This is a genomic window from Plantactinospora endophytica (assembly GCF_016862915.1).
Classification (GTDB): domain Bacteria; phylum Actinomycetota; class Actinomycetes; order Mycobacteriales; family Micromonosporaceae; genus Plantactinospora; species Plantactinospora endophytica.
The window spans coordinates 490,388-504,517 of sequence record NZ_BONW01000016.1; the positions used below are offsets into that span (position 1 = coordinate 490,388).

Below are 14,130 nucleotides of genomic sequence, written 5' to 3' on the forward strand. Positions count from 1 at the left end.
CCGACGGCACCGAGCCACCGGTCCGATGTCGGTACGGCCACGTAGCATCCGCTGCCGTGACCGCCGTCCAGACGTACCGGTATCTCGGCCCCTCCGTGCTCCGACCCGACGGTCTCGCCCTACAGACCAGCGGCGGGCCGGTGGCGAATCCCCGGTTCTTCTCCGGGTTCCTGACCACGCCCCGGGCCGCCGCCGCCGGCCTGCTGGCGGTGGCCGAGGTCGCCCGCAGCCGCTACTACCGGCCGGCCGACCCGGCGAGCCTCGACCCGGTGGTGACCGGCAGCCGGGACCGGCTGCGCTTCGAGTCCTTCTCCGGCTGTGCCGGCGTCTACGCCCGGCTCGACGCGCTGCCGGCCGGGATCGACGGGGAGATCGTCGCGCACGGCACCACGAACGTCGACGTCAACCCGCCGCTGCGGGCCGCGCTGGCCCGGGTCGGCGGACTCGACCCGCTGCACCTGTCGGTCGGGCCGGACGATCTCACCGTCTCCACTCTGGACGGTCCGGTGGTGGAGAAGAAGGTCCCGCTGCCAGGCCGCTGGCTGCGCGGCTTCGCCGAGGTGCACGTCCTGGCGGCGACCTTCGAGCCGAGGGCCGAGATCCCGGTCGCCGAGGCGACCGCGTTCCTGCGCCGCCTCCCCGGTGCCGGAACCCGGTCGGTGCTCTGGGCGGTGCCGGCCGGGCGGTCGATGCGGCTGACCGGGCGGCCGGTGCCGGGCGCGGTCTGCCTGGCCGGGGCCGACCGGCTGGGCACGCTGCACGGGCTGCTGCGCTACGCGAAGACCCTCAGGGCGTACGGCCCGACCGTCGCGGCCGGCTCCCCGCCGCTGCCCAGCACCTGGGAGCTGGACACCGGTGAGCTGCGGCTGTCACTGACCCTCTCGCCGGAGCCGTACCGTGGCTTCTCCGGCGAGGGGGCGAGCCTTGCCGCGCTGACCGGTGACGACGTCGTCGACGATGCCGAGCTGATCGGTACCCTGCTCGCCTGGGATCCGACGATCGAGGTCGACACCCTCGCCGAGGCGGCCGGCCTCGACGCCGCCCGGGTGCGGGCCGCCCTGGTGCAGCTCGGCACCGCCGGCCGGGTGGGCTTCGACGTGTCGCGGGCGGCGTACTTCCACCGGGTGCTGCCGTACGACGCCGGCCGGGCCGAGCGGGACAACCCTCGGCTGGTCGGCGCTCGGGCGCTGGTCGAGGCGGGCGCGGTCGAACTCGACGCGACGGCCGCGACGGTACGCAGCGGTGCCGAGGTCTACCGGGTACGCAGTTCCCCGGACGGCCGGTACACCTGCTCCTGTCCCTGGTGGGTCCGGCACCGGGGGCAGCGCGGGCCGTGCCGGCACGCCCTGGCCGTGTCGATGACGGCCGGCGCCCAGCCGGAGGTGCCGGCGTGACCGGGAGCATCTTCGACCTCATCCTTCGGCGTGAGGTCGAGTCGGTCGCCAACGCGCTCGCCGGGCTGCCCGAGCCGGCGCGGCGGCAGCTCGGCGTCGAGCTGGTCGCCTTCGTCCGGCGGCTCCGGGACAACTCGTGGTCGGGCCGGGAGGCGGCGGCGCTCGCGGTGGCGGCGGTGGGCTGCCTGCCCAGCGCGGCGAAGGCGGCCGAGGTGCTGGGCCGGCGCACGGTCGACGTCGACATGGCGGCCGGACCGCCGGTGGTGGCGACCGCCCGGCAGCGGGGCATCGACTGGCTTCCCGACCTCGCCCGACGGTTGGCCGACCGACTCAGCGGGACTCCGCCGCAGAGCTGGGGCCTGGTCGCCTATCTGTTCGCCGAGGAGAAGCTGCCTCCGCCGGCCGGAGACCGGTTCGTCGAGGGGTGGCTCGCCGAGATGTCCTGGCCGACCGAGTGGGCGCGGGCGGCGCCGCTGGTCGACCGGCTGCGGGCCGACCCGTTCCTCGACCCGCTGCTGCCCCGACTCTTCGAGGTCGACGGGCTGGGCGGCCGGCTCGGCTTCGAGGACCACCGGACCCGTACGCCGATGGCCCTGCCACACGCCCTGGTCCGGCTCGCCGCCGAGGGCCGGATAGACCGGGCGGTGCTGCTCGGCGGCTGCGTCGACCGGCTGGTCCGGGGCGACCGGGCCGCCGCGCTGCGCCCGTTCGTCGTACTGCACGACCTGCTCGCACCGACTCCGGCGGAGCGCGCCGAACGGTCCGGCGACTATCTGCGGCTGCTCGCCGACGGCCCGGGACCGGTCGCGTCGATGGCGCAGAAGGCGCTGCGCGTCGACATCGACCTCGAACTGGACGAGCTGCTCGACACCTCCCGAGCCGTGCTGACCCGCCCGGAGAAGGGACTGGTACGCACCCAGCTCGGCTGGCTGGACCAGCTCGCCCGGCAACATCCCGCGCGGGCGGCGGAGATCGTCGACGTACTCGGCACGGCGGCCGGGCACCCGGCGGTCGACTTGCGGGACCGGGCCGCCGCGCTCGCAGCGAAGCACGGGACGACATCGACATCGACATCGACATCGACATCGGCACCGACATCGGCATCGGCATCGGCCGGTGTGGTCGTGCGGTCCGGCGACGATCTGCCGCCCGTCCCGGCACCGCCGCCGCTTCCGCCGCCGATCACCGACCCGGACGAACTGGCCGAGGAGGTCGCCGGCCTGCTCGGCACGGGCCTGCGCGCGCTGCCGTTGGAGCGGGTGCTCGACGCGGTGACCCGGCTGACCGGCACCGACCAGCCCCGAGTGACCCGGGCCCTGACGCCGGTACTCGCACGGCATGGCGCCGCCGAACACCGCTGGTCGCCGTCCTGCCTGCACGGTCCGGTCGACGACCTGCTGCGCGCCGCCGCCGGTCCGGTCCGGACCAGTGCGCTGCGCGCCTGGTGGGCCAACCTGCTCGCGGCAGCACACAAGTCCCAACTGGCCAGTGACCCACGGGTCGCCCCGGCACACCGGCTGCTCCGGGTCCGGATCGCCGAGATCGGCACCTACCTCGGGAAGTCCCGGGGGGCGGGCCTGCTCGCGGCGCCCACCGCGACGAACGGCGCCCTCGACCCGTCCGTGCTGTACGACCGGCTGGCCGCGCTCGGCGACCAGCACCCGTGGCGTTGGGATCTGACCCAGGCGCTGCTGCGGCTGCCGCCCGGCGTCGACGAGGACCTGGCCGGACGCGCCTCGGCGCTGCGCACCCCGGGCGGGGACCGGCTCGCCGCCTGGCTCCGCTCGGGCGGGCTGCCGCAGCCGACGTTCCGGACCGTCACGGTCAGGTTCAGGCACGTGAGTTCCTACCACTCCCGCGACTACCGGATGCCGACCCAGCGGGTGCAGGTCGAGGTCGGCGCGGCGGGCTCCGGCGCCGGGTCGTTCGACGATCCACTCGGCCTGCTCACCGGCCGGGTGGTCCGGTTCGACAACCACTGCGCGAGCTGGTCCCCGCTCTGGCCGACGGTGCTGCCCGGTTACCGGGGACTGGTCGCCGCGTACGCGCTGACCGCCGTCGCCAGCGCCGCCGACCAGGACATCCGGGGCGGCGCCGAGGTGCTGCCGCTGCTCGCCGAGGCGACCGGTACCGGCGGAGTGGCGTTCGACCTCGCTCTGGCGTACGGGCTCGCCGCCCGGCACCCGGTCGACCGGGTAGCCGCCGTCGACGCCCTGCTGACCCTCGCCGCCGCCGGTGAGCTGGACGCCGCGTCCGTCGGCCGGCAGCTCGGCGAACTGGCGGTGGGCGGGACGGTCACCCTGGCCCGCGTGGTCGAGCCGCTCCGGGATCTGGTGCTGGCCGGTGCCCGGCTCAGTGCCTGGCGACTGCTCGCCGCCGCGCTGCCGGCGCTGCTGGCCGCGTCGAAGCCACCCCGTGGCACACCCGACCTGCTGACCCTGGCGGCGGAGACGGCGACCGCCACCGGGGTGCCGATCACCGTCCCCGGGCTGACCGAGCTGGCCGCCCGTCGGGGATCGAGCCGGCTGCTCACCGAGGCCCGCCGCCTCGCCACCGTGCTCGACCATCCGGCCGTACCGGCGACCGGCTAGCCGCCCGACACCCGGACGGCCGAACACGGCCGCCGACACCTCCGGACGCCGGGCACGGCCCGCTCCGCCTCGGCCCGGGCACGGCCCGCTCCGCCTCGGCCCGGGCACGGCCCGCTCCGCCTCGGCTCGGGACCGGCGGAGTGTTGCCGACACCTCCGGACGCCTGGGCTGCCGGGGCAGCGACATCGGACAGGGCCGGGGAAGCGCGGCCGGCACGGGTCCGTTGACGGGCTACGCCGAGGGGGCGGGTACCGCCGGCAACGTGCTGGTCGCGGCATGCAGGTCCGTCTCGGAAAGCTCGTGGTCGACCAGCTCACCCGCGAGATAGGCGCCGTACGCGGCGAGGTCCAGGTGCCCGTGCCCGCACAACGCGGTGAGGATGACCTTCTCCTCGCCGGTCTCCTTGCACCGCAACGCCTCCTCGATGCAGGCGGCCAGCGCGTGGGTGGGTTCGGGGGCCGGCACGATGCCCTCGGTACGGGCGAACCGCACCCCCGCCTCGAAGCACTCCCGCTGACCCTTCGCCACCGCCTCGATCAGCCCCAGCTCGTAGACGTGCGAGATCAGCGGCGACATCCCGTGGTAGCGCAGTCCACCGGCGTGGATCGGGTCGGGGATGAAGTCGTGTCCGAGGGTGTGCATCTTCATCAGCGGGGTCCGGCCGATGGTGTCGCCGAAGTCGTACGCGTAGACGCCCCTGGTCAACGACGGACAGCTCGCCGGCTCGACGGCCCGGATCGTCACGTCCATCCGGCCGGCCAGCTTCTCCCGCAGGAACGGGAACGCGAGCCCGCCGAAGTTGGAACCCCCGCCGGTGCAGCCCACGATCACGTCCGGCGTCAGCCCGACCTTACCGAACTGGGCGATCGCCTCCTCGCCGATCACCGTCTGGTGCAGGAGTACGTGGTTGAGCACGCTGCCCAGCGCGTAGTTGGTGTCCGGGCTGCCGGCGGCCATCTCGACCGCCTCGGAGATCGCGATGCCGAGCGAGCCGGGTGAGTCGGGGTACCGGCCCAGCACCGCCCGGCCGGCCCCGGTGAGCTCGGACGGCGACGGATGGACGACCCCGCCGAACGTCTCGATCATGATTTTCCGGTACGGCTTCTGGTCGTAGGAGGCGCGCACCTGCCACACCTCGCAGTCCAACCCGTACTGCGCACAGGCGAAGGCGAGCGCGGTGCCCCACTGGCCGGCGCCGGTCTCGGTGGTCAGCCGACGGATCCCGGCCGCCGCGTTGTAGTACGCCTGCGGCACCGCCGTGTTCGGCTTGTGCGACCCGGCCGGCGAGACACCCTCGTACTTGTAGAAGATCTTCGCCGGGGTGCCGAGCGCCCGTTCTAACCGGTGCGCCCGGTACAGCGGGGACGGCCGCCACAACCGGTAGACGTCGAGTACGTCCTCCGGAATGTCCACATAGCGCTCGGTGGTGACCTCCTGCCGGATGAGTTCCATCGGGAACAGGATTGCCAGGTCGTCCGGACCGACCGGGGCCATCGTGCCCGGATGCAGCACCGGCGGCGGTGCGGCGGGCAGGTCGGCCACGATGTTGTACCAGCGGCGCGGCATCTCCGACTCGTCCAGCAGAATCTTGCTCGGCTCACCCATGGTCACGAATTGAACCCGCCGGGCCCGACGATGTCCATCACCGTCCTACCGGCACCGTCCTACCGGGCCGAGTCGCCCGAGGCGCCGGTCGGGACGTCGGACGGTATCGGTCCACGGGTACGGGCCGGTGCACCCGCCACGGTGGTGCGGCGGGTCGCCGGGTGGTCACGACCGGTCCGGCGCCACCGCGAGCCGGTTTCCGCCGTACGGGGAGTTGTACGTGAAGGCGGCGGAATTGACCTGTCGTAGCCGGGCCCGCACCCGAGCGGCGTCCGGACGGCGGAGGTCGTCGAGGATGTCCACCGCCTCCAGCCAGGCGCGGCGGGCCGTCTCGGACCGGCCGCTGGAATACCGCGCGTCGCCGAGCCAGACCAGTGTGTCGGCCATGGCGGGGCGGTTGCCGAGCCGGCGGAACAGGTCGAGAGCCCGCCGGTAGCAGGCGATCGCCTCGGTGAACTGGCCGAGATGCCGGTGGGCGTACCCGAGACTGTTCCAGGTGTGCGCCTCGGCGGGCCGGTCACCCCGCTCCTGCTGCTCGGCCAGGGCCAGATAGCAGGAGGTCAGCGCCGGCTCGTAGTCGCCGAGCTGGGCCTGGCACCAACCCACCGAGCTGAGCGCCCGGGCCTGGCCGATCCGGTGTCCCGCCGCCCGGAACAGCTCCAGCGCCCGGAGGGCGTGCCGCAGCGAGTCCCGGTGCCGCGACTGCTGCTCCGCCACCAGGGCCAGGTTGTGCTGGACCTGTGCCTGGCCGACGGGGTCGTCCAACTCGGCGAAGAGCGCCAGGGCGCGGCGCAGATGCGTGTGTCCGTCCTCGTGCCGGTCGAGCCGGACGTAGGCGATGCCGAGATAGCGCAGCGCGTACGCCTGGTTCGGCCGGTCGCCGAGCCGGCTGACGGTGGCCAGCGCACCCTCCAGTACGGTCACCAGATCGTGCCAGTGGCCGTGCTCGTCGAGGAAGGGCGCCAGCGTCCAGGCCAGGGTCCAGGCGTGCGACGAGTCCACCCCGAGGTCCACCCCGACGTCCCGGCCGAGCAGGGCGAGCAGCACCGGATGCTCGGTGGCGAACCAGGCACGCGCCTGCTCGGGATCGGCGAACGCCTCGACGGTCACCCCCGGCAGCCGAGGACCGGTGGCGATCTCGTCCCGGTGCGGATGGGTCAGCCGGGCGGCGGCGTACGCGGCGTGCAGGTAGTGGTCGAGCAGCCGCCGTACCGCCTGCTGCCGCTCCGGCTCGGTCTCCCGGTCCCGGACCAGTTCGGCGGCGTAGGCGCGGAGCAGGTCGTGGCAGCCGTACCTGCCCGGGGAGCGTTCGACCAGCAGGTTTGCCCGGGCCAGCTCGGCCAGTGCCGGCTGTACCGCCGCGACCGGCTCGCCGAGCAGGCTGGCCGCCGCGCTGACACCGATCTCCGCGCCGAGGTGCAGGCCGAACAGTCGGAAGAGTCGTGCCGCCCGAGCCGTCAGGGTGTGGTACGAGCCGGCGAAGACGGCCCGGACGTCCGTACCCGGATCGCCGTCGCCGAATCCGTCGAGCCGGCCGTCGGCCGTGCGCAGTTCCCGGGCCAGCGCCCGGAGCGGAAACCCGGGCTGGGTGGTGCCGCGCGCGGCGGCGAGGGCGAGGGCGAGCGGCAGCCGGGCACACCGGGAGATGATCTCGTCGACCGCCTCCGGCTCGGCGGCCACCCGGTCGGCGCCGATCCGGCGCGCCAACAACTGCCGGGCCTCGGCGACCTGCGGCAGGTCGAGGGCGAGCGGGGTGGCGCCCACCGTGGCCACCAGACCGCTCATCCGGTTGCGGCTGGTCACCAGCACGCCGCAGCCGGGGGAGCCGGGCAGCAGCGGTTGGACCTGGTCGGCGTCGGCGGCGTTGTCCAGCACCACCAGCAACCGCCGCCCGGCGACCAGGGTGCGGTACAGCGCCACCTGCTCGGCCGGGTCCGCCGGGATACGCTGCGGCGGAACCCCGAGCCCGCCCAGGAAGCCGCGGACCGCCTGGTCCGGCCGCAGCGGCAGCGATCCGGTCGGCGCGAAGCCGCTCAGGTCGACGTACAACTGACCGTCGGGGAACCGTTCGGCGCGGCGGTGCGCCCACTGCACCGCCAGCGCGGTCTTGCCCACTCCGGCGGTACCGGAGACGACCGCGACCGGAAGTCCGGACGGCGGGTCGGCGGCCGGCAGCAGCACGGCGTCGAGCCGGTCGAGTTCGGCGTGCCGGCCGACGAACACCGGCAGGCTCAGCGGCAGTTGCGCCGGCACCACCGGCCGGGACGGCGGTACCCGGGCGTACGGGCCTGCCCGCAGGTCACCTCGGGACGGCGGGAACCCGGCATCGTCGTCCCGACCGGCCGGGGCGTCCTCGTCGGCGGGGTCCAGGTCCAGCACGGGGTCGCCGCGCAGGATGGCCCGGGCCAGGTCGCTGAGCTGGGCTCCCGGGTCCAGGCCCAACTCGTCCGCGAGCCGCTGCCGAGCCCGGTGGTACGTCTGGAGCGCGTCCTGGCGACGCCCGGCGCGGTAGAGCGCGACCATCAGGTGACCGGCGAGAACCTCGTCCGACGGATCGCGCTCGACCAGTTCGGTCAGTTCGCCGAGCAACTCCTCGTGACCGCCCATTGCCAGGTCCGTCTCGATCCGCAACAGGGTGGCCGACCCGCGCAGCCGCTCCAGCCCGGCGCAGACCCGGTCCCGCAGCGGTTCCGGCGCGTCGGCCAGCGGAGTGCCGCGCCACAGGCCGAGCGCCTGACGGAGCAGGTCGGCCCGGCCGGCGCCGCTGACCGAGCGGGCCTGCTCGACCAACCGGCTGAACCGGTGCGCGTCGACGGCCTCGGCGTCGACCTCGATCGCGTACCCGTCGCCGCGCCGGACGAGCACCTCACCGCTGCCGTCGCCGGCGGCGTTGAGCGCGGTGCGGAGCCGGGAGACGTAGGTGCTGAGCACGGCCGGCGCGGTGTCGGGCGGATCGCCGGCCCACAGCAGGTCGACCAGCCGGTGGATCGGCACGGGCCGGCCCGCTTCCAGGAGCAGCAGCCCGAGTAGGCACCGCTCCCGGCGCCGGCCCACGGCCACCGGGCGGCCGTCGTGCTCCACCTGCACCGGGCCCAGAATTTGGAAGCGCATCTCGTGTCCCGTCGATCATGGTGTATTCGCCAGACATGGCCGGTGTATGTGTACGCCGTACCGTTCGGGGCAGCGCATGGGAGGGGGGTGGCGGCCGGGCCGGACCGAGGAGAGCTGCCCGCTTTGGTCGGACGGCCTGCCATGCCCCCTCCGCATCTCGGGTCCCGATGGTGCAGGTGTGCCGCACCGCGCCGTCGGGTTCGCTGGATCGGCCCGACGTACTGTCCACAATTAGCGCGAACCAAAGGTTGCGTTCCCGGCGTACCTCTTCTGGCGCATCTCGGCAACCCACGCCCCGACGCGGGGCCGCCCGCCGGCACGCGCCGACAGCCTGCGGCCGGATGGGCCGCAGGCTGCGGTATGTCTGGTACGGGTCGGCTCCGGTGACATCACCGGTCCAGCGGCGCCTCCGGCGCGGATCAGGTGGGCCGGGCGGGCTCGACCGGCCGGTGACAGTGTGCGCAGTGCGGACCGTCCGACGTGGTCCACGGCAACCAGTGCGGCGAGGAGCCGAGCCGGGGATCGCGGTTCAGGATGGCCCGGTGCAGGGCGGTCAGCTCCGGTCCGGGCTCCACGCCCAACTGGTCCCGCAGCGCGGCCCGCGCCCGGCCGTACGCGGCCAGCGCCGGTGCCACGTCGCCACGCCGGTACAGCGCCAGCATGAGCTGCGCCCACAAGGTCTCCCGGGTGGGATACACCAGGGTCAGCCGGCGCAGGTCGCCGACGAGTTCCTCGCTGCTGCCTATCCCGAGACGTGCCCGCAGGTGCCATTCGATCGCGAGCTGCCGCGCCTCCTCCACGGCGCCCAGCCGGGCGGCCAGCACCGGACTGCGGGGTACGTCGCTCGCGGCGTCGCCGCGCCACAGCGACAACGCGGCCGACAACTGCGTCACCGCCTGCGCCGGGTCGCCACCGGCGAGCGCCGCACGTCCCAGCCGGAGCCGTTCGGTGAACACCTGGAGGTCCAGTTCGTCCGGGCCCACCCGGAGCAGGTAACCGCCGCTGGTGGTGGTGAGGCGGCTGCGTCCGGCCTCCGGCGAGCCGCCCAGGCTGGTCCGCAGCCGGGTGGCGTAGGTCCGCAGGTTGGCGATGGCCGAGGCCGGCGGCGTACCGTCCCACATCAGTTCGGTGAGGTGGTCGAGGGAGACCGACCGGTTCGGTTCGAGCAGCAGGGCGGTGAGCAGGGTCCGTGGTCGGGCGCCGTGCACGCGTACCGGCCTGCCGTCCCGCCACACGCGGACGGGGCCGAGTAGGGCGAATCGCAGCCGCAGGCCGGTCCGGCTGACTGGCAGTGACATGCGACCGAGCCTGCGCCAGCACGCTTTCCGCCCGCCTTCCGTCGATCTTCCGACCGGTCCGGCCACCGGCCAGGGAGTCGGCACGGCAACGGGTGTGAGCCTGGCCGCCATGACCGGGATGGTGGACCGGCCAGGTCGCGATCGACGCCGGCTCCGGTGCCGGGCGGAGCGCACTGTCCACCCGGCACCGCCGTACCCCGGTCAGTTCTTCGGGCTGCCCTTGGGCGTGGTGTTCCACTCGGGATTGCCCAGCGTGGTGACCCAGGTGCGGACCTGGGCCACGTCGGTCGGGGCGAAGGCGAGGCCGAGCATCAGCAGCAGGCGCGCCTTCTGCGGCAGCAGGTCGTCCCCGGCGATGATCGGCGCGCTGGTGCTGCCGCCGTAGACCGAGCCGGAGCCGGTCCGGGTGGTGCTGACGAAGACGACCCCCTTCGCCGCGGCGGCGGTCCGGGCGCTGCTCTGCGCCGAGGAGATGCCACCGGCACCGGTACCGGCGGTGACGATGCCCTTGACCCCGGCGTCCGCGAAGGCGGTGATTGCCTCGCCGCCGGCCTGCTGGTACCCGTAGACGATCTCCACCCTGGGTACGGCGGTCGGGGCGACCTTCGACAGGTCGAACGGCGTCAGCCAGCGCTTCTTCGCGTCGCAGTCCTCGACCCGGGCCGGTGCCCGGCCGACCTTGATGTTCGGTCCGTCGACCCAGCCGAGTACGCCCAGTTCCCGGGTCTGGAAGGTGTCCATCCGGTAGGAGCTGGTCTTGGTCACGTCCCGGGCGGCGTGGAACTCGTCGCCGAGCAGCAGCACGGTGCCGTAGCAGTAGGTGGACTGGCTGGCCGCCAGCACGATCGAGTTGTAGAGGTTGGCCGGCCCGTCGGCGCCGATCACCTGTGGCCCGTCCGGGGTGACCGCCGCCCAGGGACGCATGGCACCCGTGATCACCACCGGCTTGCGGCTCTGCACGGTCAGGTCCAGCCAGTACGCGAACTCCTCCATGGTGTCGGTGCCGCTGGTCACCACCACCGCGTCGGCCTTGTCGAGTGCCGTCTCGACGGCCAGGGTGAGGGCGTGGAACTCGGCGATGGTGTAGCCGCCGGAGCCCTTGTTGCCGAACTGCACCGTGGAGACGTCGGCGACCTGCCCGATCTCCGGCTGGAGCCGGGCGACCATGTCACCGATGGCGATCCGGCCGGACTGGTAGTCGGTGAAGCTGCTCCGGGAGGTGGCGACGCCGGAGATGGTGCCGCCGGTGCCGATCACGGTGACCTTGGGCTTCTTCGCCTTCGCCGCCGCCACCGCCTGGGTGTACGCGACGCTGCGGATCTCGGTCGCTCCGGTGACGCCGGAGACCGCGCCGCTGATCGGCGGCAGCGCCACCGCCGTCGGTTCGGAGGACCGGTCGACGACGGAGACGATGGTGGCGGCGAGGGCTGCGGTGAGGACCGGAACGAGTACGGCGGAGAGGCGCCGGGGTGTCGGCCGGAGCCGATCGGAAAGGCTGGACAACGTGACCTCCGGTTCGGGGATGGGAGTACCGGGCATCGTCCGAGTCCGGGTTTTCCTCGGCATTACAAGATCATTTCCTGTTGCCGCCTTCCGGAACGCGCACGATCCATCGTCGGTATTCGATCAATGATGCGTGGCGGTAGCTGCCGGTTTGATCGTTTCTTGATCACGGATCAGCCGACCCGGCTGTGAGCAGCGACACATCCGGCCCCGGAAGGTGAACCCGGCCGGTCCGGCGGGCTACCCAGGACGGGATGGACGACGTCGACCGCGAGCTGCTGCACCGGGTGGCCGCCGGGGACCAGCGGGCCTTCGAGGACCTGTACGCCCGGCACGGCCAGCCGCTGCTGGCGTACGCCGAGGGGCTGCTCGCCGACCGTGGGCGGGCCGAGGAGACGCTCCAGGACACCTTCCTGGCCACCTGGCGCGGCGCCGGCTCGTTCGAGGGGCGGTCCACGGTGCGTACCTGGCTGTTCGGCATCTGCCGCCGGCAGGCGCTGAGCCGGATGACGGCACAGCGGCCGGTTCCGCTGCCGATGGAGGCCGCCGCCGAGGTGCCGGCCGGCGAGCCCGGCCCGGAGGCGGTGGCGTTGGCCCGGGCCGACGCGCACGCGGTCGCCGCCGCGCTGGCCGAACTCGCTCCCGCGCACCGGGAGGTGCTGGACCTGGCCTTCGGGGCCGGGCTGGCGCACGCCGAGATCGCCGAAGTGCTCGGCATCCCGGTCGGCACCGTGAAGAGTCGACTGTTCCATGCCCGGGCCGGGCTCGCCCGGGCACTGCCCGACGACGTACCGGCGGTCGGGGTTTCCGGACGGGAGGCGGGACGATGACCCACCCCAGTGACCTGCTGGCGGCGTATGCCGCCGACACCATTTCCGCCGACCGGGCCGATTCGGTCGCCCGGCACCTGGCGGAGTGCTCCGGCTGCACCGCCGAACTGGCGGCCTGGCGGCGGGTGGCCGACGCCGTCGGCGACCGGGTCGCGGCGTTCGCCGCACCGCCGGCCAGACTGCGCGACACGCTGCTGGCCCGGCTCGCGTCGGTCCGGGGGGCGGCCGGTGCGCCGGTCGTACCCCGGTATGCGGCTCCGCTCGGTGGCGCCGCGTGGCGGCGGGCGGTGCGGATCCTGGCCGCGCAACGCCGCCTGGTCGACCGGCGGACCTGGCTGGTCGCCGCCGTGGTGCTGGCGGTCGGCGCCGCCGTCGCCGGCTGGTCGCCGCCAGGAACATCCGAGCAGGTACTGGCCATCGTGGTACCGCTGGTCGCGGCGCTGGGCGTGGCCGGCGCCTGCGGCAACGGCACCGATCCGGCCGACGAACTCGTCGCGGCGAGCCTCACCGGGGTACGCGCGGTGCTGTTGGCCCGGCTCACCCTGGTCCTCGGCGCGATCCTGGGCGCAGCCTCGGTCGCCTCCCTCGGCCTGGCCTGGGTCGACGCCGGTGCACCGCTCGGGCTCTTCGCCGCCTGGCTCGGGCCGATGGCGCTGCTCTCGGCGGTCAGCTTCGCCCTGTCGGTGCTGTGGCGGCCGGCGGTCGGCATCGGGGTCGCGATGGCCCTGTGGGTACTCCGGCTGCTGGCCGGCGGCAACGCCCTGGACGGCACGGTGGACCGGCTGGTCGAGCCGCTCTGGCGGACCAGCGGGCCCCTGCTGCTGACGGCGGCACTGCTGATGGCCGGCACGGTCCTGCTGCTGCCACACCTGCCGGCCGCCGTCGGCCGCCGCGCCTACGGCCGCTGACCCGCCCCGGTCGCCCGGTTCAGGCTGCTGTAAATGTGGCGCCGCCGTCGCTACGGACGCTGACCTCGCGCGGGGTCGCCCGGTTCGCGCCGCCGTGGATGTGGCCCGGGTCACCGGCGCCGGCGGTGAACCTCGACGGCCGACCGGCCCACCCAGTCCCGTGATGGTCCAAACTTCGTGGCGGGTCCCCCTGCGGGCCGACGGGTCCCGCCTCCTCTGGCGGTACGAGGCACGCCGCGCCGGCCAGACGGCCGGCATCTCACCTCCGGTGGCCCTGCTGGTCGCGCTCGCGACGGCCCTGCTCGCCGGCAACGGCGGCGCCGGCCGCCAGCAGATCGGCGACCTGCTGCTCACCGGCCTGGAGGCACTGCTGCCGCTGGCGGTGGCGATGACCGCGGTGACCCTGGTGGCCCGGGACGGCTGCCGGGAACTGCAACTCTCGCTACCGACCCGGTACGCCCGCACGCTCGGCCGGCGGCTCGGGGTACTGGCCCTGGCCGCCGCGCTCTCCGCGCTGCTCTACACCGCCGGCCTCTGGCTCGCCGGCTGGTGGACCGGGCCGGATCTGCTCGCCTCGCCACTGGTCTGGGCACCGCCGACGATCTGGCTCACCGCCCTGGCCGTGCTGCTGGGCGTACTCGGCCGCAGTGTCGTGCTGACCACCAGTGGGATCGCCGCGCTCTGGCTGAGCGAGCAGTTGTTCGCCCCGATGCTGGTCGGCCACGACTGGACCCGGCCGCTCTACCTGTTCACCACCAGCCGGGTGGGGACCGGGGACGGCTGGCTGACGAACCGGCTGGTGTTGACCCTCACCGGGCTGCTGCTCGTCGCGGCGGTCGTACTGCTGCTGCGCCGGCCCCATCTGCTGTTGTCCGAAGAAGAGGAGTGAA

At 74.1% G+C, this 14,130-nt stretch carries 9 protein-coding genes; 5 read left to right on the top strand and 4 right to left on the bottom strand.

Going from position 1 to position 14,130, the window contains the following annotated elements:
- The first annotated feature begins 56 nt into the window (after positions 1-56).
- Entirely contained in the window at positions 57-1,394 is a 1,338-nt protein-coding gene (locus Pen02_RS18040) for an SWIM zinc finger family protein (RefSeq protein WP_203867207.1), read from the top strand.
- Entirely contained in the window at positions 1,391-3,985 is a 2,595-nt protein-coding gene (locus tag Pen02_RS18045) for a DUF6493 family protein (protein ID WP_203867208.1), read from the top strand. Before Pen02_RS18040 ends, Pen02_RS18045 begins: the two co-directional genes overlap by 4 nt.
- 231 nt (positions 3,986-4,216) lie before the next feature.
- Here Pen02_RS18045 and Pen02_RS18050 read toward each other — a convergent pair whose 3' ends face one another.
- The 4 genes from Pen02_RS18050 to Pen02_RS18065 all read right to left on the bottom strand — a co-directional run bounded on the left by Pen02_RS18050 (position 4,217) and on the right by Pen02_RS18065 (position 11,538).
- A complete protein-coding gene (locus Pen02_RS18050) occupies positions 4,217-5,590 on the bottom strand; it encodes a TrpB-like pyridoxal phosphate-dependent enzyme (protein ID WP_203867209.1) in 1,374 nt (457 codons plus the stop codon).
- A 165-nt stretch (positions 5,591-5,755) separates the two neighbouring features.
- Positions 5,756-8,701, bottom strand: a complete 2,946-nt coding sequence (locus tag Pen02_RS18055; protein ID WP_203867210.1) for an AfsR/SARP family transcriptional regulator — start codon at positions 8,699-8,701, stop codon at positions 5,756-5,758.
- A gap of 419 nt (positions 8,702-9,120) precedes the next feature.
- Positions 9,121-9,999 carry an AfsR/SARP family transcriptional regulator gene (locus tag Pen02_RS18060; RefSeq protein WP_203867211.1) on the bottom strand — a complete coding sequence of 293 codons (879 nt, stop codon included), beginning with the start codon at positions 9,997-9,999 and terminating at the stop codon, positions 9,121-9,123.
- Positions 10,000-10,200: 201 nt separating this feature from the next.
- A complete protein-coding gene (locus Pen02_RS18065; protein ID WP_203867212.1) occupies positions 10,201-11,538 on the bottom strand; it encodes an asparaginase in 1,338 nt (445 codons plus the stop codon).
- 218 nt (positions 11,539-11,756) lie between these two features.
- Here Pen02_RS18065 and Pen02_RS18070 point away from each other — a divergent pair, with 218 nt between their 5' ends.
- The 3 genes from Pen02_RS18070 (at position 11,757) to Pen02_RS18080 (ending at position 14,129) form a co-directional block, all read left to right on the top strand.
- Complete coding sequence (locus Pen02_RS18070; RefSeq protein WP_203867213.1) at positions 11,757-12,332, top strand: RNA polymerase sigma factor; 576 nt, start codon at positions 11,757-11,759, stop codon at positions 12,330-12,332.
- Positions 12,329-13,240, top strand: a complete 912-nt coding sequence (locus tag Pen02_RS18075) for an anti-sigma factor family protein (RefSeq protein WP_203867214.1) — start codon at positions 12,329-12,331, stop codon at positions 13,238-13,240. The genes Pen02_RS18070 and Pen02_RS18075 overlap by 4 nt, the downstream gene beginning before the upstream one ends.
- Before the next feature lie 163 nt (positions 13,241-13,403).
- On the top strand, positions 13,404-14,129 hold the full coding sequence (locus tag Pen02_RS18080) for a hypothetical protein (RefSeq protein WP_203867215.1): 726 nt from the start codon (positions 13,404-13,406) through the stop codon (positions 14,127-14,129).
- Position 14,130 lies beyond the last annotated feature (1 nt).

What these genes read in the sequence shown, in the direction of transcription:
- Pen02_RS18050 (WP_203867209.1), bottom strand. Translation starts at nt 5,590, where the DNA reads ATGGGTGAGCCGAGCAAGATTCTGCTGGACGAGTCGGAGATGCCGCGC.
- Pen02_RS18055 (WP_203867210.1), bottom strand. Translation starts at nt 8,701, where the DNA reads ATGCGCTTCCAAATTCTGGGCCCGGTGCAGGTGGAGCACGACGGCCGC.
- Pen02_RS18060 (WP_203867211.1), bottom strand. Translation starts at nt 9,999, where the DNA reads ATGTCACTGCCAGTCAGCCGGACCGGCCTGCGGCTGCGATTCGCCCTA.
- Pen02_RS18065 (WP_203867212.1), bottom strand. Translation starts at nt 11,538, where the DNA reads ATGCCCGGTACTCCCATCCCCGAACCGGAGGTCACGTTGTCCAGCCTT.
- Pen02_RS18070 (WP_203867213.1), top strand. Translation starts at nt 11,757, where the DNA reads ATGGACGACGTCGACCGCGAGCTGCTGCACCGGGTGGCCGCCGGGGAC.
- Pen02_RS18075 (WP_203867214.1), top strand. Translation starts at nt 12,329, where the DNA reads ATGACCCACCCCAGTGACCTGCTGGCGGCGTATGCCGCCGACACCATT.
- Pen02_RS18080 (WP_203867215.1), top strand. Translation starts at nt 13,404, where the DNA reads ATGGTCCAAACTTCGTGGCGGGTCCCCCTGCGGGCCGACGGGTCCCGC.